Source organism: Streptomyces sp. NPDC059832, from assembly GCF_042731715.1.
Taxonomy (GTDB): domain Bacteria; phylum Actinomycetota; class Actinomycetes; order Streptomycetales; family Streptomycetaceae; genus Streptomyces.
Genome location: NZ_JBHWIY010000023.1, coordinates 1 through 18,541, shown reverse-complemented (window position 1 = coordinate 18,541; position 18,541 = coordinate 1). Strand labels below are relative to the sequence as shown.

At 68.8% G+C, this 18,541-nt stretch carries 17 protein-coding genes, 1 tRNA gene and 1 pseudogene; 10 read left to right on the top strand and 9 right to left on the bottom strand.

The genetic code is table 11. The features are described 5' to 3' along the window. Positions 1–4 precede the first annotated feature (4 nt). From ACFV8T_RS31190 to ACFV8T_RS31165, 6 genes and pseudogenes are all read right to left on the bottom strand, one after another. Positions 5–76: transfer RNA gene (locus tag ACFV8T_RS31190), tRNA-Gln, on the bottom strand. 146 nt (positions 77–222) lie between these two features. After that, positions 223–918, bottom strand: coding sequence for an HAD family hydrolase (locus ACFV8T_RS31185; protein WP_385334174.1), 696 nt, complete (start codon positions 916–918; stop codon positions 223–225). A 74-nt stretch (positions 919–992) separates the two neighbouring features. Then, positions 993–1,283, bottom strand: coding sequence for a type I restriction-modification enzyme R subunit C-terminal domain-containing protein (locus ACFV8T_RS31180; protein WP_385334172.1), 291 nt, complete (start codon positions 1,281–1,283; stop codon positions 993–995). A 67-nt stretch (positions 1,284–1,350) separates the two neighbouring features. Then, positions 1,351–2,010, bottom strand: a pseudogene (locus ACFV8T_RS31175) (N-6 DNA methylase); the annotation flags it as partial. 54 nt (positions 2,011–2,064) lie between these two features. Beyond that, positions 2,065–2,262, bottom strand: coding sequence for a DUF397 domain-containing protein (locus ACFV8T_RS31170; protein ID WP_385334170.1), 198 nt, complete (start codon positions 2,260–2,262; stop codon positions 2,065–2,067). A gap of 16 nt (positions 2,263–2,278) precedes the next feature. Next, the gene (locus ACFV8T_RS31165; protein ID WP_385334168.1) at positions 2,279–3,106 is read right to left on the bottom strand and encodes a helix-turn-helix domain-containing protein; all 828 of its coding nucleotides are present in this window, start codon (positions 3,104–3,106) and stop codon (positions 2,279–2,281) included. A gap of 179 nt (positions 3,107–3,285) precedes the next feature. Here ACFV8T_RS31165 and ACFV8T_RS31160 point away from each other — a divergent pair, with 179 nt between their 5' ends. Further along, a complete protein-coding gene (locus ACFV8T_RS31160; RefSeq protein ID WP_385334166.1) occupies positions 3,286–3,615 on the top strand; it encodes a hypothetical protein in 330 nt (109 codons plus the stop codon). Positions 3,616–3,767: 152 nt separating this feature from the next. After that, a complete protein-coding gene (locus ACFV8T_RS31155; protein ID WP_385334164.1) occupies positions 3,768–4,673 on the top strand; it encodes a DUF3800 domain-containing protein in 906 nt (301 codons plus the stop codon). A gap of 58 nt (positions 4,674–4,731) precedes the next feature. Here the strand turns inward: ACFV8T_RS31155 and gltX are convergent, their stop codons facing one another. The 3 genes from gltX to ACFV8T_RS31140 all read right to left on the bottom strand — a co-directional run bounded on the left by gltX (position 4,732) and on the right by ACFV8T_RS31140 (position 7,310). Further along, entirely contained in the window at positions 4,732–6,204 is a 1,473-nt protein-coding gene (gene gltX / locus ACFV8T_RS31150) for a glutamate--tRNA ligase (RefSeq protein WP_385334163.1), read from the bottom strand. After that, entirely contained in the window at positions 6,197–6,973 is a 777-nt protein-coding gene (locus ACFV8T_RS31145) for a fumarylacetoacetate hydrolase family protein (RefSeq protein ID WP_093545179.1), read from the bottom strand. Before ACFV8T_RS31145 ends, gltX begins: the two co-directional genes overlap by 8 nt. Before the next feature lie 148 nt (positions 6,974–7,121). Next, positions 7,122–7,310: a hypothetical protein gene (locus ACFV8T_RS31140; RefSeq protein WP_266427080.1), complete on the bottom strand. Its 189-nt coding sequence runs from the start codon at positions 7,308–7,310 to the stop codon at positions 7,122–7,124. A gap of 579 nt (positions 7,311–7,889) precedes the next feature. On the opposite strand from ACFV8T_RS31140, the gene ACFV8T_RS31135 reads away from it, so the two are divergent. From ACFV8T_RS31135 to ACFV8T_RS31100, 8 genes are all read left to right on the top strand, one after another. Beyond that, the gene (locus ACFV8T_RS31135; protein WP_385334160.1) at positions 7,890–11,687 is read left to right on the top strand and encodes a nitrate- and nitrite sensing domain-containing protein; all 3,798 of its coding nucleotides are present in this window, start codon (positions 7,890–7,892) and stop codon (positions 11,685–11,687) included. Further along, positions 11,688–12,110, top strand: a complete 423-nt coding sequence (locus tag ACFV8T_RS31130; RefSeq protein WP_003966009.1) for a roadblock/LC7 domain-containing protein — start codon at positions 11,688–11,690, stop codon at positions 12,108–12,110. It abuts the gene before it with no gap. A 133-nt stretch (positions 12,111–12,243) separates the two neighbouring features. Further along, a complete protein-coding gene (locus ACFV8T_RS31125) occupies positions 12,244–12,651 on the top strand; it encodes a DUF742 domain-containing protein (RefSeq protein WP_003966010.1) in 408 nt (135 codons plus the stop codon). Further along, on the top strand, positions 12,632–13,213 hold the full coding sequence (locus ACFV8T_RS31120; RefSeq protein ID WP_072487286.1) for an ATP/GTP-binding protein: 582 nt from the start codon (positions 12,632–12,634) through the stop codon (positions 13,211–13,213). Before ACFV8T_RS31125 ends, ACFV8T_RS31120 begins: the two co-directional genes overlap by 20 nt. A 347-nt stretch (positions 13,214–13,560) precedes the next feature. Continuing rightward, on the top strand, positions 13,561–16,704 hold the full coding sequence (locus tag ACFV8T_RS31115) for a nitrate- and nitrite sensing domain-containing protein (RefSeq protein ID WP_385334158.1): 3,144 nt from the start codon (positions 13,561–13,563) through the stop codon (positions 16,702–16,704). Positions 16,705–16,714: 10 nt separating this feature from the next. After that, on the top strand, positions 16,715–17,128 hold the full coding sequence (locus ACFV8T_RS31110) for a roadblock/LC7 domain-containing protein (RefSeq protein WP_006127847.1): 414 nt from the start codon (positions 16,715–16,717) through the stop codon (positions 17,126–17,128). An 89-nt stretch (positions 17,129–17,217) separates the two neighbouring features. After that, entirely contained in the window at positions 17,218–17,841 is a 624-nt protein-coding gene (locus ACFV8T_RS31105) for a DUF742 domain-containing protein (RefSeq protein ID WP_385334156.1), read from the top strand. Next, complete coding sequence (locus ACFV8T_RS31100) at positions 17,822–18,403, top strand: ATP/GTP-binding protein (RefSeq protein WP_014048542.1); 582 nt, start codon at positions 17,822–17,824, stop codon at positions 18,401–18,403. The genes ACFV8T_RS31105 and ACFV8T_RS31100 overlap by 20 nt, the downstream gene beginning before the upstream one ends. The last annotated feature ends 138 nt before the right edge of the window (positions 18,404–18,541 follow it).

Below are 18,541 nucleotides of genomic sequence, written 5' to 3'. Positions count from 1 at the left end.
TGCGCTGGGCTACCAGGACTCGAACCTAGAATGACGGTACCAGAAACCGTAGTGTTGCCAATTACACCATAGCCCACCAAAACTCAACCCCTGTGAGGGGTTTTGTTCGGCTTGCGCTTCCCGTTCGGATCTTTCGTTCCGCTCGGGCGGCGCAGGAAGAACATTACCCGAAGGTGTCCGGCGCTCCAAAACGGGTATTGCCAGCCGGGCCTGTCCGGCGGATCAGGGTCGAGCGGGCCCCAGCAGTCCGGGCAGCTGATCGAGCCCGCCGATGCGGACGAGCTCGGGCCGTCCACCACGCCCGCCCCGGTCCAGCCAGATCCCCATCAGCCCGGCGGCGACCGCCCCACCGGCGTCGATGTCCGGCTCGTCCCCCACGTACGCGACCTCCCCCGGTTCCAGCGCCAGCGCCTCGCAGGCGGCGTGGAAGGCGCCGGCCTCGGGCTTGGAGACACCCAGCTCCACGGCGCACACCACGGCCTCGAAACGGTCCCGCACACCGAGCGTGCGCAGCTTGCGGTCCTGGTTGTGGATGCTGGAGTTCGACAGCACCGCGTGCCGGAACCGGTCGGCCAGCAGATCGAGGACCGGCAACACGTCCGGGAAGAGCGACCAGGCGGCCTCGTAGTGCGCCGCGTGCCGAGCAAACCAGAGGTCGGCCTCCTCGTCCTCCAGCGCCCGCGAGACGAACTCCCTGACCCGGTCCCGGCGCTGCCCCAGAAAGTCCGTCTCCCCGGCGGCGAACCGCGCCCAGTGCGCATCGGTGATCGTCCGCCATGCGGCGAGGGCCTGCTCGACGGAGTCGTATCCGTCGGGCAGGCCCTCCTGTTCGAGATGCTTGCGCATGCCGACGCGGTCGGCGCCGGTGTAGTCGAAGATCGTGTCGTCGATGTCCCAGAGGACCGCGCGGATCGTCATGGGGTCCAGCGTATGAGGCTACGCGGCGAGCGTGGTGGGCTTTGCGGTGGTCAGCAGACCAATGAAGACGATCTTCAGGCCGTCGATCTCCTCCGGGGAGAACAGATCATCCGGACCGCCGGGCGCCGGTCATGGAACGGGCTGCCGACTTCGTACAGGTCTCCGACGTCGAGCACACCGCGCTTGGCGACCACGTCGATGATCAGCGTGATGAAGTCCAACTGCGCGGCACTCAGCTGTTTTCCCACGATGAAGCCCTCGAAGGCCTGCTGAGCCGCCTGCCGGTCCAGTCCGCACAGGGCACGGACGAACAGCCCCAGACCACCCATGGCCCGCACCTGGTCCAGATCCTCGGGCGAGGCCACTGCTTCGGCGAGGAAGATCTCTTCCAGGCCGGCCAGGTCGTCTTCGGCGATCTGCCAGCATGTTCATGGAGCCGATGCGGAGCATCGTGGAGTCGAAATCGAAGCCGTGGAACATCGACTCGTTGAAGTGCTTGCGCTGTTCCGCGCCAAGCAGAGCTTCCTTGTGGGTGCGCTTCACGTACGACGACGTCTGCACCAGGAAGCCCGCCGTGCCACAGGCCGGGTCGCAGACCTCGTCCCCCGGGCCGGGCTGGGTCATCTCGACCATCAAGTCAATGATGTGCCGGGGCGTGCGGAACTGGCCGTTCTGGCCGGCCGAGGCGATCTTCGCGAGCAGGTACTCGTGGATGTCGCCCTTGGTGTCGCTCTTGTCCATGCCGAGGTCGTCGAGGAGGACGACGACCTTCGCGAGGAGGTTCGCGTTCGGGATGGTGAAGCGGGCATCTTTCATGTGATGCGAGTACGTCGAGTCGTCGCCGCCCATGCGACGCAGGTACGGGAAGACACCTTCGGCAACCAGCCCGTACATGATCTCGGGGTCGCGGACCTTGAAGTTCTGCCAGCGCAGATCCTGCTGGTCCGCGTCGAAGAACGGGTCGGGGTCAGGCGTGCCCGTGGCGTTCGCCCTGCGGTCCTTGACCGTCTGAAGCTCGTCCAGGCGCTTGATGAAGAGCAGGTACGTGATCTGCTCCATCACCTCCAGCGGATTGGAGATGCCACCCGACCAGAACGCGTCCCACCTCGCTCTTCAGTTCACCCAGCGGCGGAGTCGCAGCCTCACTCAGGGTTGCGTCCCAAGGCTCTCGTGCTCCTTGATCGATGCGACCAGAGCGGACAGGCCGGCCCGGGTTGCGACGAGTATCACGTCCGGGTCGTCGCTCTCACGCAACCGGAGCGTGCCGTCTGGCGCAGCGGCCACATTTACGCAGTTCGCAGCCTCGCCGCTGAACGATGACTTCTGCCAGACCAGGGGAGCCACGGGATTCCACTTTCTCTCAGAGTGAGCGCATGACGTGCAGGATGAGATCCCGCGACTTCGACGGCCCGAGCGCGCACGCCTCCATGCGGTCCAGCACCGTCCGATACTTGGCGACCTGCGCCTCACCGTCGACGAACACGGAGCCATGGTCCGTATCCAGTTGAACGGTGTCCAGCTGCGGAAGCGGGCCACCGAACTGGACGATGCCGTGGCCGGCGCCGGGAAAGGTTCCGATCCCGAAGGGGATCACCGAGAGTGTCAGGTGTGCCTCTTCGCTGCAATCGATCATGTACTGCAGCTGATCTCTTGCAACGCTCGCACCGCCGAACCCCATCCTCAGCGCGGCCTCGTGGACGATCGCAGTCACCGGAGTCGGCTCACTCCCGTGCAGGACCGCCTGGCGCTTGAGCCTGTGGGAGACCCGGTGTTCCACCTCGTAGGGAGCCAAGGCGGGCACGACGTCTCCGATGACCACGCGCGCGTGGTCCCTTGTCTGCAGGAGGCCGGGGATGTGGATGACTGATGCGATGCGCATCGTCTGCGCATGGTGCTCCAGCTCCGCGAGATCCAAGGCGTCGGCCGGAAGGATCTCGCGGTACTCCTCCCACCACCCGCGCGTCCGGCCGCCTGTCATCTCCGTGAGAGCTTCGATCAACTCCCCGTCGGCGCACTCATACAGCCTGGCCAGCGCCCTGACCCGCTCAGCGCTCACCGCATAGCTACCGGCCTCGATGTTGCTGATACGAGACTGCGTCGCGCCAAAGAGCTCGCCTGCCCGAGTCGCGGACAAGTCTGCGTGCTCCCTCATCCTGCGCAGCTCCGCCCCCAGGCGGCGTTGCCTCATGGACGGCGGAAGTTTGGCACGAGCCACAGCCCTCGCTCCTTTGTGTGCAGGGCCGCCCACGTCACCCACACGAGGGGCTTTGGGCTGCAAATCAACGGATGGATGGAATGCATACCAACACGCGCTCTACGGTTGCCCTGTCGGCCTCCCAACTCCTCACCAGTGACAGGAGATCCCGCATGGCCACCGTATCCCCGCGCCCTTCCCTCCCCGCCCCTCCCGACGGCTTCGCCGACGAGATCCGCGCCCTCGTGGAAGCCACCGCGCCCCGCCTCTTCGCCGTGGTCGAGCAGTTCCGTACCTCCGACGGCGAGCACGACGCCCGAGTCGCCGCGTGGGGACTCGCGCACGACGACGGGAGCGCCCAGGTCACCGCCGTGGACGGCGGGTTCCGGATGTCGCTGCGCACTCCTGACCGTGCTGCCCGCATGATCTCCATGCGCCCCGGAAGCGTCGGCTGCCTGGTGTGGCCCGGCTCGGCGACTGGCCCTCTCACTCCAGAGGGTTGAACCCGGTCAACTCAGAGCGACGTCGCGCTTGACCCTGGGCTCCGGCGCCTGGCAGCATCGGATTCAGCAAACAAAACATCGCGCATATGGCTGCGCAGACCCTGTGGCCGTCCCTTCGGGGGCGGCCACAGACGTGTTTCAGGGGAGGTTCGGTGCATCTCTGCTACATCGACGAGGCCGGTAACGGGCAGACGCTCGATCCGGCCAAGCCGGATGCGCCGCCCGTACTCGTCATCGGCGGATTCACCGTTCCCCGCTCCCAAGTCAATGAGCTGACCTGGGACTTCCTCAACGTCAAGAAGCACTACCGGCCCCAGTTGCAGCACGTCATGCATCTGTCCGAGCTGATCCAGCACGAGATCAAGGGGGCCGACGTCCGCAAGAACCTGCGGGCCGGCAACCACAACTGGCGCCGGGCCGCGATGGAACTCGTGTCGTCCCTGCTCGACATACTGGAACGCCACGACGCACGGCTCCTCGCCCGCGTCTGGATCAAGGAGGAAGGGCTCGCATTCAACGAATCCGGTGTCTACCCGACCTCCGTGGGTTCGTTGACCGAGACGTTCCAGGCGCAGCTGGCACACGAACATTCACGCGGGATGATGGTCCTCGACAGCCGCACCAAGGTGAAGAACGCGCCCAACGTGCACTGCGTGACCACCCGCAAATACCGCACGGGCGGGGACGGTCTCCGGGGGATCATCGAGTCCCCCGTCTTCGGTCACAGCGACACGCACACCCTGTTGCAGGTCGCGGACCTGGTGGTGTCGTCCTTGCTGTTCCCGATCGCCTGCCACGCCTATCTCAACGACCTCACGTGGAACGTGCACTGCGACGACGCCTACGCGCCGCTCCGGGAGGAGTTCGGAGAGCGTCTGAAGAAGCTCCAGTTCCGCTACCAGGATCCGAACGGGAAGTGGCGCGGCGGCATCATCGTCTCGGACCGGCGCACCGCACAGTCCTCCAGCCTGATGTTCGGCGACGGGAAGCGTGTGGGAGCCAGGGCTGTCATCCCCGGGCAGCAGGTCGGCCCGCGCGGGGCGCCGCAGGCGCCGTGAACGGCCGGAGGCCGGGGCTCCCCCGAGGGAACTCCGGCCTCCGGTGTACATACCGGCGTTACGCGGCCAGCTTCGCCAGGGCCGCGTCCACGCGGGCCAGGGTCTTCTCGCGGCCCAGGATCTCCAGGGACTCGAAGAGCGGCAGGCCGATCGTGCGGCCGGTGACCGCTACGCGGACCGGGGCCTGGGCCTTGCCGAGCTTCAGGCCGTGCTCCTCGCCCGCGGTGAGGATGGCGTTCTTCAGGGCGTCCGCGTTCCACTCGGCGTCGGCCAGCTTGGCGCGGGCCGTGACGAGCAGGGCGTCGGAGCCCTCCTTCATCGCCTTGGTCCAGGACGCCTCGTCCGTCGCCGGCTCGTCGAGGAAGAGGAAGTCGACGTTGACCGTGATGTCCGAGAGGACCGTGACGCGGGTCTGGGCGTGCGGGGCGATCTCCGCGAACTGCTCCGCGTCGAAGGCCTCCGGGGCCCACGGGGCGAACGGGGCCTTCAGCCAGGGGCCGCAGGCCTCGGTGAACGCCTTCACGTCCATCCTGCGGATGTGCTCGGCGTTGATGTGCTCGCACTTCTTCAGGTCGAAGCGCGCCGGGTTGGCGTTGACGTCCTCGATGTCGAACGCGGCCACCATCTCCTCGACGGAGAAGATGTCGCGGTCCTCGGCGATCGACCAGCCCAGCAGGGAGAGGTAGTTGAGCAGCCCCTCGGGCAGGAAGCCGCGCTCGCGGTAGAGGTTCAGGGACGCCTGCGGGTCGCGCTTGGAGAGCTTCTTGTTGCCCTCGCCCATGACGTACGGCAGGTGACCGAAGGCGGGGGTGTCCTTGGCGATGCCCAGCTCGATGAGCGCCTTGTAGAGGGCGAGCTGGCGCGGGGTGGAGGAGAGCAGGTCCTCGCCGCGCAGGACGTGGGTGATCTCCATCAGCGCGTCGTCGACCGGGTTGACCAGTGTGTAGAGCGGGGCTCCGTTGGCGCGGACGATGCCGTAGTCCGGCACGTTCTCCGGCTGGAAGGTCAGTTCGCCGCGGACCAGGTCGTTGAAGGTGAGCGCCTCGTCGGGCATCCGGAAGCGGACGATGGACGTCCGGCCCTCGGCCTCGTACGCGGCGATCTGCTCGGCGCTCAGCTCGCGGCAGTGGCCGTCGTAGCCGGACGGCTTGCCGGCGGCGCGGGCGGCGTCGCGGCGGGCGTCGAGCTCCTCGGTGGTGCAGTAGCAGTGGTACGCGTAACCGCCTGCGAGGAGCCGGTCGGCGACGTCCTTGTAGATGTCCATGCGCTGCGACTGGCGGTACGGGGCGTGCGGGCCGCCGACCTCGGGGCCCTCGTCCCAGTCGAAGCCGAGCCAGCGCATCGAGTCCAGGAGCTGGTTGTAGGAGTCCTCGGAGTCGCGGGCGGCGTCGGTGTCCTCGATGCGGAAGACCAGCGTGCCGCCGTGGTGCCGGGCGAAGGCCCAGTTGAACAGGGCGGTGCGGACCAGGCCCACGTGGGGGTTGCCGGTCGGGGAGGGACAGAAACGTACACGGACTGGTGCGTTAACCACGCTTGATCACCTTGTTGGTGAGAGTGCCGATGCCTTCGATGGTGACGGCGACCTCGTCGCCGACATGGAGGGGTCCGACCCCTGCGGGAGTGCCGGTGAGGATCACATCGCCCGGGAGCAGCGTCATGGCTTCCGTGATGTGGACGACCAGATCCTCGATCGAGCGGATCATGTCGCTCGTACGGCCCAGTTGGCGTTGCTCGCCGTTGACCGTGGCCTGGATGGTCAGGTCGTGGGGGTCGAGGTCGGTCTCCACCCAGGGGCCGAGCGGGCAGGAGGTGTCGAAGCCCTTGGCCCGCGCCCACTGCTTCTCGCGCTTCTGGGCGTCGCGGGCGGTGACGTCATTGGCGCAGGTGTAGCCGAAGATGACGTCCTTCACGCGCTCGCGCGGCACTTCCCGGCACATGCGGCCGATGACCACGGCCAGTTCGGCCTCGTGGTGGAGTTCGTTCGAGAAGGAGGGGTACTCGATCGCGTCGCCGGAGCCGATCACCGAGGTGGTGGGCTTGAAGAAGGCGACGGGGACGTCCGGTACCTCGTTGCCGAGTTCCGCGGCGTGCTCCGCGTAGTTGCGGCCGATGGCCACGACCTTGTTGGGGAGCACGGGCGGCAGGAGGCGGACCTTGCTCAGCGGGACCTTGGTGCCGGAGAGCTCGAACTCGGCGTACGGAATGCCCTTGATGATGTCGAGGACGAGACCATCGGGCCCCTCGCCCTCGACGGCGCCGAAGGCGACATTGCCGTCGATGGAGAACCTGGCGATGCGCACGGGATGCTGTCGCCCCTCACTTGCTGGCTGAAGACTGACGCTCCAGGCTAACGCGTTGCCCGGCGGGGATTGCCCCAATTGCCGGGCGGCGTGACGGGGCGGCCCCGCCGGACGGGGCATCGGCGCGGGTGAGGGGACGGCGCCCGCGTCACTCCGCGACGGCGGCGGTGACCGGGGCCACCATGAGGATGGTGCGCCGGGGGTTGGCCGTCTGGGTGGGCAGGTCCACGGCGTGCTCCGGCTGCTCCGGCGTCCGCAGATCTTCGGCGTCCTTGAGGTGCGCCAGCGTGGTGCGCCGGGGGTTGGCAATGTTGCGGAACATCATCGTCGTCTTCATCTGCCGTTCGGACCCTGTCGGTACGGGCGCCGCCCGGAGGGGCGCCGGTTGTCGGATTTGCCATCCCTGTAAAGCGTCAGGCTAAACATCCAATTCCCTGCGGGAGCCCGGAAGAGACGGCGATCATCATGTGAGTTTGCTCACGACCGCGCCGACAATTCCCTCATTTCAGGCGCTCGATCACATCGACAGAAACGGACATTACGGCACTGAATCAGCCATTCCACTCCTGACCATGGCGACTGGGACACCCTTTACCCTTCGCCGATTCAACCGTAATCGTCCGCTTTATCCATGATCACGCTCCACTGCTTGTTACTCAATCATCACAACGCGTCACCCAGGTCACAGCCCGGCACGGGGCCCTTGTTGGAGATCCGGCACTGTGCTGGAATTCCACGCACCGCCGCGGGTTTCAAGCCGGCGCGCAGGGGGCGCAACGGAGCGCCGAGTGGCGGCGGAAAGGGGAAGGACGCCGGTCACTCACGACCACCATGGGGCGGGTACAACGCCCCACGACGCCGACACCGTTCCACCGCTTCGCGCGGAGGAACGCCTGGTCCAGAGGTTGCGACGCTAGTGCAGGGACGTTTCAAGAGGGATGGCAGCGCTGCGGCGGAGCAGGAGCCGCACGGCGGGACCGACCGCGGTCCCTCGACCCAGCACGCCCAGAACCCCGGGCCTGCCGCGGCCGGTGACAACGGCGACCGTGCTCAGCGACCCGGTGCCACGGCGAACGGTGACACCGATCCGATCTCGTCGCTCAAGTCCCGGAGCCCCGTCAGCACCGGCTCGCGAGTCGCTCTTCGCAACTGGCGCATCAGCACGCGTCTGGTCTCCCTGCTCGCCCTTCCCGTGGTCGCCGCGACCACGCTGGGCGGACTGCGGATCAACGACTCCATGAACGACATCCAGCAGCTGGACCACATGCAGCTGCTGACCAGGATGACCAAGCAGGCGACGTCGCTCGCCCAGGCGCTCCAGGAGGAGCGCGACCGTTCGGCCGGTCCCCTGGCCAACGGGGTGAAGCCCGACGACTTCAAGGTCACCGAGCCCCGCAAGAAGACCGACCGGGCGAAGACGGCCTTCCTCGACGCGACGACCTCGATCGGCGACCCCTCCGGCGACGAGGCCCTCGAAGGCATCTACTCGAGCGTCACCCAGATCGCGAGCCAGCTGGCCGAGATCCGGGACATCCGCAAGACGGCGTACAGCAAGAACACCCCGAGTCTCCAGACCGTCGACCAGTACAGCCAGCTCATCACCTCGCTGCTGAGTCTCTCGCAGGACATGGCGCAGGCGACCAGCAACTCGGAGATGGTCAAGCGGACCCGGGCGCTGGCGGCCTTCTCCTCCGCCAAGGAGTACGCCTCGGTCCAGCGCGCGATCATCGCCGCGGCCCTGCCCGGCGGCAACGACAAGCAGCCGCACCTCGACGAGAACGACAAGCAGTTCGGCCGCGCCGCGCTGCGCAAGGAGGGCTCGGCGCTCCGCTCCTTCAAGGCCGTGTACCAGGCGACCGGCAACAACGCCGACGAGCTGACCGCCACGCTGGACGAGGGCAACCCGGAGATCAAGGCCGCCAACACCTACGCGAAGAAGGTGCTGGACAGTCCCTCGGGCATGACCGGCACCGCGCGGCGTTCCTACCTGGACTGGTACGACCAGAGCTCCACCAAGATCCAGGCGATGAAGACCATCGAGGAGACCCTCCTCAGCGACATGGAGGGCAAGGCCCGCGAGCTCCGCGACGAGTCGAAGCGCGAAGCCATCATCAGTGGTGCGCTCATCCTGCTGGTGCTCGGCGTCTCGCTGGTCGGTGCCTTCGTCGTCGCCCGGTCCATGATCCGTTCGCTGCGACGGCTGCAGGACACGGCCACCCGCGTGGCCCAGGACCGGCTGCCCGAGCTCGTCAAGCAGCTCTCCGAGGCCGACCCGCAGGACGTGGACACCTCGGTCGAGTCGGTCGGTGTGCACTCCCGGGACGAGATCGGCAAGGTGGCCGCGGCCTTCGACGACGTGCACCGCGAGGCCGTCCGCCTCGCCGCCGAGCAGGCCCTCCTCCGGGGCAACGTCAACGCGATGTTCACCAACCTCTCGCGCCGCAGCCAGGGCCTCATCCAGCGTCAGCTCTCGCTCATCTCCGAACTGGAGTCGCGCGAGGCCGACCCGGACCAGCTCTCCTCGCTCTTCAAGCTCGACCACCTCGCGACCCGCATGCGCCGTAACGGCGAGAACCTCCTCGTCCTCGCGGGCGAGGAGCCGGGCCGCCGGTGGACCCGGCCCGTCCCGCTGGTCGACGTGCTCCGTGCCGCCGCCTCCGAGGTGGAGCAGTACGAGCGCATCGAACTGGCCGCGGTGCCCGCCACCGAGGTCGCGGGCCGCGTGGTCAACGACCTCGTGCACCTGCTCGCCGAGCTGCTGGAGAACGCCACGTCGTTCTCCTCGCCGCAGACGAAGGTCCGGGTCACCGGTCACGCGCTGCCCGACGGGCGGGTGCTGGTCGAGATCCACGACACCGGCATCGGCCTCTCCCCCGAGGACCTCGCCGCGATCAACGAGCGGCTCGCCTCGCCGCCCACCGTGGACGTCTCGGTCTCCCGCCGCATGGGTCTGTTCGTGGTCGGCCGGCTGTCCCTGCGCCACGGCATCCGGATCCAGCTGCGGCCCTCCGACTCCGGTGGCACGACCGCGCTGGTCATGCTGCCCGTCGATGTCGCGCACGGCGGCAAGCAGCCGGTTCCCAAGCAGGCACCCGGGCAGCAGTCCGGCGCCCCCGGCGGCCTGCTCGCCGGTGGCGGCGCGACGGGCGCGGGCAACGGCCCCCGTCCCGGCCTCGGCGGCGCCCCGTCGGGCCCGGCCGGCCGTCTCGCCTCGGGTCCGGGCGCCTCGCGCGGCCAGGTCGGTGCCGGCTCCGCGCCGCGTGCCGCACTGCCCTCGCGCGACGGCGGCCCCCGCCACCAGCAGAACCCGCAGGGCCAGCAGGGCCAGCAGGGCCAGCAGAACGCCGGATTCCAGTCCGCCGGGCTGTCCAACACCGGACCGCAGGACGTCTCCCGCCCGGAGCCGCAGCGTCAGGGCGGCGGCCTCGCCGGCGCCTTCGGCAACGGCGCCCGCCTCGGTGCCCGCGGCCAGGGCGACGGAGCGGGTCGTACGGACTCGGGCCGGCCCGACCTGTTCGGCCAGAACCGCCAGGACCAGCACCGCCAGGACCAGAACCGCCAGGGCCAGGACCAGAACGGCCCGCAGGGCGGCCGGCCGAACGGCCCCGCCCCGTGGCAGCCTTCGCAGCCGCAGCAGGCCCGGCAGAACCCGGCCGGCCAGGGCGGCTTCCAGCAGCCCGGCGGCCAGGGTGGCCCCGACCGTCAGCTGCCCCCGGTGGGCGGCCCGCGTGCGGAGCTGCCCGGTGGCAACCCCCAGCCGCAGCGTCCGCAGACCACCAGCTGGGGCACCGAGGAGCCGTCCGCGCCGCGGCGTACTCCGCTGGACGCCCCGCGCGGTCACGAGGAGCCCGAGTCCACCGGTCAGTTCCAGCGGCCGATGAACCCGCCGCTCACCCCTCGGGCGCCCATGGACGACCGGCAGGGTGCCGGCTCCACCGCCGAGTTCGCCCGCCCGGACTTCTCCGCCCCGGCCCCGCAGGCCCACGCCCCGCAGGACTTCTCCGCCCAGGACCCGGCGGGCACCGCGCAGTTCGCCCGTCCCGACTTCGGGCAGCCGCAGCCCGTCCGGGCACAGGACCAGGGTCTGCCGGCCCCGCGTCAGCGCGGCCGGGACGAGGAGGACTTCGGTGCTCCGCGTACGCCCGCCGCGCCCACCGGTGACGGGCAGTACCGTCCGGTCCTGCCGCCGCAGCCGCAGCCCGAGGCGCTGCCTCCGGCGGCCGGTCCCGGGGACGGTCGTACGCCGCTGTACGACACCCTGGAGACGAACTGGTTCCACGGCCCGCAGCAGGGCGCCCAGCAGCCGCCCGCCGAGCCGCAGGCGCCCGCCGAGCCCCTCCCCCAGCAGTCGGCCCCGGAGCCTCCCGCTCCCGCGGCGCCGCGCCGCGGCGGAGGCGACCCGGGCGGCCCCACAAGTTCCTGGCGCCCCTCGCCGAACGACGAACTCGTACGGCAGGCGGAGCGGGTCAAGAAGCCCGCGGCGGGCGGAGTCACCACCTCCGGACTGCCGCGCCGTGTGCCTCGTGCCAACCTGGTGCCGGGCACCGCTCAGCAGCAGAACCATCAGTCCGGTCCGCAGGTGTCACGTGCCCCCGATGATGTACGCGGGCGGTTGACCAATCTCCGCCGGGGCATCCAGCAAGGGCGGCAGGCCAACAACGGCCAGTCGACCGGCAGTTTCCCACTCGGCCCCACTCACCAGCAGGAGCGTTAGTTGAGCCCGATGAGTCAGGCCGCGCAGAATCTGAACTGGTTGATCACCAACTTCGTGGACAACACCCCCGGGGTGTCGCACACGGTGGTGGTCTCCGCCGACGGACTCCTGCTGGCCATGTCCGAAGGATTCCCCCGCGACCGTGCCGACCAGCTGGCGGCCGTCGCCTCCGGGCTGACCTCGCTGACCGCGGGCGCCTCCCGGATCTTCGAGGGCGGCGCCGTCAGCCAGACCGTGGTGGAGATGGAACGCGGGTTCCTCTTCCTGATGTCCATCTCGGACGGCTCCTCGCTGGCCGTCCTCGCCCACCCGGACGCCGACATCGGTCTGGTGGGGTACGAGATGGCTCTGCTGGTCGACCGTGCCGGCACCGTCCTCACCCCCGACCTCCGTGCCGAGCTCCAGGGCAGCCTGCTCCATTAGGCGGCCATGGATCGATGACAGACTCGATTGCCCCAGGTAACGCCCTCAACCCTCGCCCGTCCGGCCGCTTAGAGCCCCCCACCGGCCCCTTCAGACGGCAAGCCGACGCACTGCTGTCACGCCCGGAGGATTCATGACCCCGCCACCCGCCTCACCCGATCCGTACGGCGCACTGCACCACGCGTCGTACGACGGTGAAGGCGACCAGCCACTGGTCCGCCCGTACGCCATGACCGGTGGCCGGACCCGGCCGCGCTATCAGCTCGCCATAGAGGCACTGGTTTCCACCACGGCCGACCCCGCGCATCTGGGGACGCTGCTGCCCGAGCACCAGCGGATCTGCCACCTCTGCCGTGAGGTCAAGTCGGTGGCCGAGGTCTCGGCGCTGCTGTCGATGCCGCTCGGTGTGGCCCGGATTCTCGTCGCGGACCTGGCGGAAGCCGGCATGGTGGCCATCCACCAGCCGGGCAATGGAGAGGCCGGCGGCGCGCCGGATGTGACACTGCTCGAAAGGGTGCTCAGTGGACTTCGCAAGCTCTAGTGGCGGTGCTGCCCGCGCCACCACCTCGGCGAAGATCGTGGTGGCCGGGGGCTTCGGCGTGGGCAAGACCACGTTCGTCGGTGCCGTCTCGGAGATCAACCCGTTGCGTACGGAAGCCGTGATGACGTCCGCGTCCGCGGGCATCGACGACCTGACGCACACCGGGGGCAAGACGACGACGACCGTCGCCATGGACTTCGGTCGCATCACCCTGGACCAGGACCTGATCCTGTACCTCTTCGGTACGCCCGGTCAGGACCGTTTCTGGTTCATGTGGGACGACCTGGTCCGCGGCGCCATCGGCGCCGTCGTCCTCGTCGACACCCGCCGCCTCGCCGACTGCTTCCCCGCCGTCGACTACTTCGAGAACAGCGGGCTCCCCTTCGTCATCGCCCTCAACGGCTTCGACGGACACCAGCCCTACACCCCCGACGAAGTACGCGAAGCCCTCCAGATCGGCCCCGACACCCCGATCATCACGACGGACGCGCGACACCGCGCCGACGCCAAGAGCGGTCTGATCACGCTCGTGGAGCACGCGCTCATGGCACGGCTCAAGTAAGCACAAGTCGGTATTGCCATACGGTAGTTACCGTAGTCGGGCGGGGGTGGACTGTGTCCTTTGACACGATCCACCCCCGTATTCATAACGTTTCGACAGAGAATTGCCCAGCGTTCGACACCCGACGCATCCGCTTGGTGCCACTGCGCTCACCTGAGCCCCGCCTTTTGACGGGGCTCGTTCTTTATGCCCGTTTTATCTGAGGCCTGGGCCACTCGGAATGACAGGTTCCGACTGTTTGGATCGCGGCCGGTCCCCGTGCTGGAATTCGACGAACTCCCGAGTAGTACGGCCCTGAACAAAACACGGCACAGCGTAGGTGCCGACGCCGAGAGGTTGTTGGTCGAGTGAGGCGAAACAACGCAGGCTCCACGGCGCAGCAGGAGCGGGGCAACTTCACCCCGCCGCCGCGCGCCGCGGCGTCGTCCGCCGATGCGCCCGATGCGACGGTGTCCGGCGGCAGCGGCCGGTTGTCCCCGCGCAACTGGCGGGTGCCCACCCGGCTGAACGCGATTCTCCTGATCCCCGTCCTGGTCGGCCTGGTCATGGGCGGATTCCAGGTGAAGGGGTCGATCGACACCTGGCGCGAGGCGCAGGACGCCGAGAAGACCGCGCTGATCGTGCGCGCGGCCGCCGAGTACGGCCAGGCGCTCCTCGACGAGCGAGACCTCTCCGCCCAGCCCCTCCTCTCGAACAAGCGTGACGCCGCCGTCATCGGTCAGGTCCAGGCCGCCACCGACAACGCCGCGGGCAAGTTCAACGAGGCCGTGAAGGGCATGCCCCGGAAGCAGGGCCTGGAGCGGCGCCTCCAGCTCTTCCGGCTGGAGGAGCCCACCCTTCCCGAGCTGCGCAAGGCCGCTTTCGCCGAGGCCATGGACCCGGTGAAGACGGAGGAGGGCTACGTCAAGGTCCAGCACTCCCTGATGGAGTTCAGCAACGAGCTGGGGCTGGGTACCGGCAACATCACCAGCTACGGCCGTACGGTCTACGCGATCGAGCTCGCCAAGGCTGCAGAATCGCTTCAGCGCTCGATCGGCATGCATCTGCTGGTGCGTCCGAGCCAGGAGCGCGCCAAGTTCGATGCCCAGGTCAAGGCTTTCGGCTCGTACAACTACCTGGAGCAGATCGCGCTCGGCGAGTTCACCTCCGGTGGTACGGAGGCCGACGCGGCCCGGCTGGAGCAGGTCCTGGCCGCCAAGGCGGACGACGGCGCCGAGCAGCTGAAGAAGGCCAAGGAGAAGGCCGACGCGGCGGGGGCCCCGTTCGTCGCCCCGCCCAGCATCGACGGCTCGGTGTTCGACGGCATGGCCCAGCAGATCAGTCAGGGCAAGTCGCCCGAGAAGCTGGCCGCGAAGGGCATCACGCCCGAGACCTGGATGGCCGCCGCCACCGCCAAGTTCGACGGCTACACCACGGTCGAGAACGAGCTCGTCGACAAGGCCGTGAAGGAGGCCGCGGACATCTCGTCCAGCGCCCGCAACGACGCCTTCATCAACGCCGCCGTCGTGATCGTCGCCCTGCTGGCCGCGTTCGTCCTGGCCGGCCTCATGGCGCGGCAGATGAGCCGCTCGATGCGCCGGCTGCGCACGGCCGCCTTCGGAATCGCCGAGCAGCGGCTGCCGATGCTGGTCGACCAGCTCTCCCGGGCCGAACCGGAACGGGTCGACACCCGTGTCCAGCCGATCCCGATCCACAGCCGCGACGAGATCGGCGAGGTCGCCCGCGCCTTCGACCAGGTGCACCGCGAGGCGGTCCGGCTGGCGGCCGAGCAGGCCATGCTGCGGGGCAACGTCAACGCGATCTTCACCAATCTCTCCCGCCGCAACCAGTCGCTGATCGAGGGCCAGCTGACCCTCATCACCGACCTGGAGAACAACGAGGCCGACCCGGACCAGCTGGAGAACCTCTTCCGGCTCGACCACCTGGCCACCCGTATGCGCCGCAACGGCGAGAACCTCCTGGTCCTCGCCGGCGAGGAACCCGGCCGCCGCTGGAACCAGCCGGTCCCGCTGGTCGACGTGCTCCGCGCCGCCTCCTCCGAGGTGGAGTCGTACGAGCGCATCGAGCTCTCCGGGGTGCCCGAGACCGAGATCCACGGCCAGTCGGTCACCGACCTCGTGCATCTGCTGGCCGAGCTGCTGGAGAACGCCACCACGTTCTCCTCGCCGCAGACCAAGGTGCGGGTCACCGCGACCCGGCTGCCCGACAGTCGCGTGATGATCGAGATCCACGACAAGGGCATCGGCCTCACCGCCGAGGACTTCGCCGACATCAACCACAAGCTGGCCAACCCGCCGACCGTGGACGCCGCGGTGTCGCAGCGGATGGGCCTGTTCGTGGTCGGCCGGCTCTCCGACCGGCACGGCATCCGGGTCCAGCTGCGCCCCTCGGGCGAGCAGGCCGGAACCACGTCGCTGGTCATGCTGCCGGACGCGATCACCCACGGCGGCGGCGGCGAACCGGCCACCGCGGCGGACGACTTCACCGTCTCCTCGATCATTCCGGAGCAGCAGGGCTTCGAACAGCAGCCGCCCCAGCCGCACATGCGCACGGCGGCGGAGCTCGGCTTCGACGACTCCCGCTACGAGCAGCCCTCGGCGGAAACGGCGCAGCTGGACCCGGTGGGCCGTTCGCTGATGCGCGAGGAGCGCCGGGCGGCGCTGGGGGCGCAGACGGCGGGCGAGCACCCGCAGTTCCCGCAGGATCCGTACGCCGACGGCCAGTACGCCGGGAACGGATACGCCCAGGAGCCGCAGCAGGCGCCGTACGAGGGCGGCTACGACCCCTACCGCGCCGACCCGGACTTCGCCCAGCAGCCCGAGCAGGGTCTGCCCGGTGGCTATGCGGAAGCCGCGTACGCGACCGGTGGGACCCTGCAGCCGTCGTACGAGGAGCAGTTCGCTCCCCGGCCCCATCAGGACGACTGGCCGGATCAGAGCGCCCACCAGGCTGCGTACGAGCCGTCGGCACCGGCGGAAGCGGAATCCGTCCCGAGCGCCCCCGCCGAGCCGCAGGAGCGCGTAGGCTTCGACCGTCCGGGGCCCACGCCCAACTCCGGCCACGAGCTGACCGAAGCCGGTCTGCCGCGCCGGGGCGGTCAGCAGCACTGGCAGCCCACCGGTCGTGGGAACAACCGGCCCGTCGCGCAGCAGCAGCCGCAGCAGCAGGAGGATCTGCCGCAGCAGCCGTCGCCCGCGCAGCAGGACGGGAACGGCTCCGACGACTGGCGCTCGGCCAACGACGAGCGCTGGGAGCGGGCCGAGAAGCTCCGGGAGCCGAAGGCGGGCGGGATCACCCCGTCCGGACTCCCCCGGCGGGTGCCCAAGGCCAATCTGGTCGAGGGCACGGCGGAGCAGACTCTGCAGGGCGGCCCTCAGGTTTCCCGTGCCCCCGAGGACATCCGCGGCAGGTTGAGCAACCTGCGGCGGGGCGTACTCCGGGGACGCAGCGCGGGTTCGGACGACAGTAATACCTACAACCAGGAGCGTTAGTGTGAGCCCGATGAGCCAGGCGGCGCAGAATCTGAACTGGTTGATCACCAACTTCGTGGACAACACCCCCGGGGTGTCGCACACGGTGGTGGTCTCCGCCGACGGACTCCTGCTGGCCATGTCCGAGGGATTCCCCCGCGACCGTGCCGACCAGCTGGCGGCCGTCGCCTCCGGGCTGACCTCGCTGACCGCGGGCGCCTCGCGGATCTTCGAGGGCGGCGCGGTGAATCAGACAGTTGTGGAGATGGAGCGCGGATTCCTCTTCATCATGTCCATTTCCGACGGATCGTCCCTTGCCGTTCTCGCACATCCGGACGCCGATATCGGTCTGGTCGGGTACGAAATGGCCCTTCTCGTCGACCGTGCGGGCAGTGTCCTCACCCCGGACCTCCGTGCCGAACTGCAGGGAAGTCTTCTTAACTAGTAGACAGACAGTGCGTTTCACGCCACCGGGCCATAAGGTGCGGTGGCGCGGACCCACTGGGATCGGGACCGGTAGTCGGAGGAGGAATCGTGGACACACCCCAGGGCGGACACCCGTACAACGGTGGCCGACAGGTACCGGGTGAGCACGGGGACAACCGGTTCAACTTCCCCTCCACACCCAGCGGACAGGGCGCCCAGCAGCCTTACCGGCCCTACCAGCAGCCGCAGCAGCCTCAACAGCCGCCGCAGGGCAGCCAGCAGGGTTCCGGGTGGCCCCCGCAGCGTCCGCACCGTTACGACCCGCCCCGGACGCCCCGTATTCAGCCGGTACAGCCGCGGCAGACCCCCGAGCCTGCCGCGCCTTCCGCGCACAATCCGCTGGTTCGTCCGTACGCCATGACCGGCGGCCGGACCCGACCGCGCTACCAACTCGCCATTGAGGCGTTGGTCAGTACCACGGCCGATCCGTCCCGGTTGCAAGGGCAGTTGCCCGAGCACCAGCGGATCTGTCGGCTGTGCTTCGAGATCAAGTCGGTCGCCGAGATTTCGGCACTGCTCTCGATCCCGCTCGGCGTTGCCCGGATCCTCGTAGCCGACCTGGCAGAGGCCGGACTCGTCGCTATCCATCAGCCCGGCGGCGACGAGTCCGCCGGCGGCCAGCCAGATGTGACACTGCTCGAAAGGGTGCTCAGTGGACTTCGCAAGCTCTAGCGGCGGAGCAGCCCGCTCCACTACCTCGGCGAAGATCGTGGTGGCAGGGGGCTTCGGCGTGGGTAAGACCACGTTCGTCGGTGCCGTCTCGGAGATCAATCCGCTGCGCACCGAAGCCGTGATGACGTCCGCGTCCGCGGGCATCGACGACCTGACGCACACCGGGGACAAGACCACCACGACGGTGGCGATGGACTTCGGTCGCATCACCCTGGACCAGGACCTGATCCTGTACCTCTTCGGTACACCCGGACAGGACCGTTTCTGGTTCATGTGGGACGACCTGGTCCGCGGCGCCATCGGCGCCGTCGTCCTCGTCGACACCCGCCGCCTCGCCGACTGCTTCCCCGCCGTCGACTACTTCGAGAACAGCGGCCTTCCCTTCGTCATCGCCCTCAACGGCTTCGACGGACACCAGCCCTACACCCCCGACGAAGTACGCGAAGCCCTCCAGATCGGCCCCGACACCCCGATTCTGACCACGGACGCGCGACACCGCGCCGACGCGAAGAGTGCGCTGATCACGCTCGTCGAGCACGCGCTCATGGCGCGGCTGCGGTAGGGGACCCACGGTCCGGACGTACGAAAGGGCCCCGCACTCCCGAGGCGAATTCCAAGGGTCGTGGCAACACAGGTGATCAACTGGCTGTTGCCAGGAGCTTAGCGAGACGCTCGGCTGGGGTTTCCCAGTCGAGCGTTT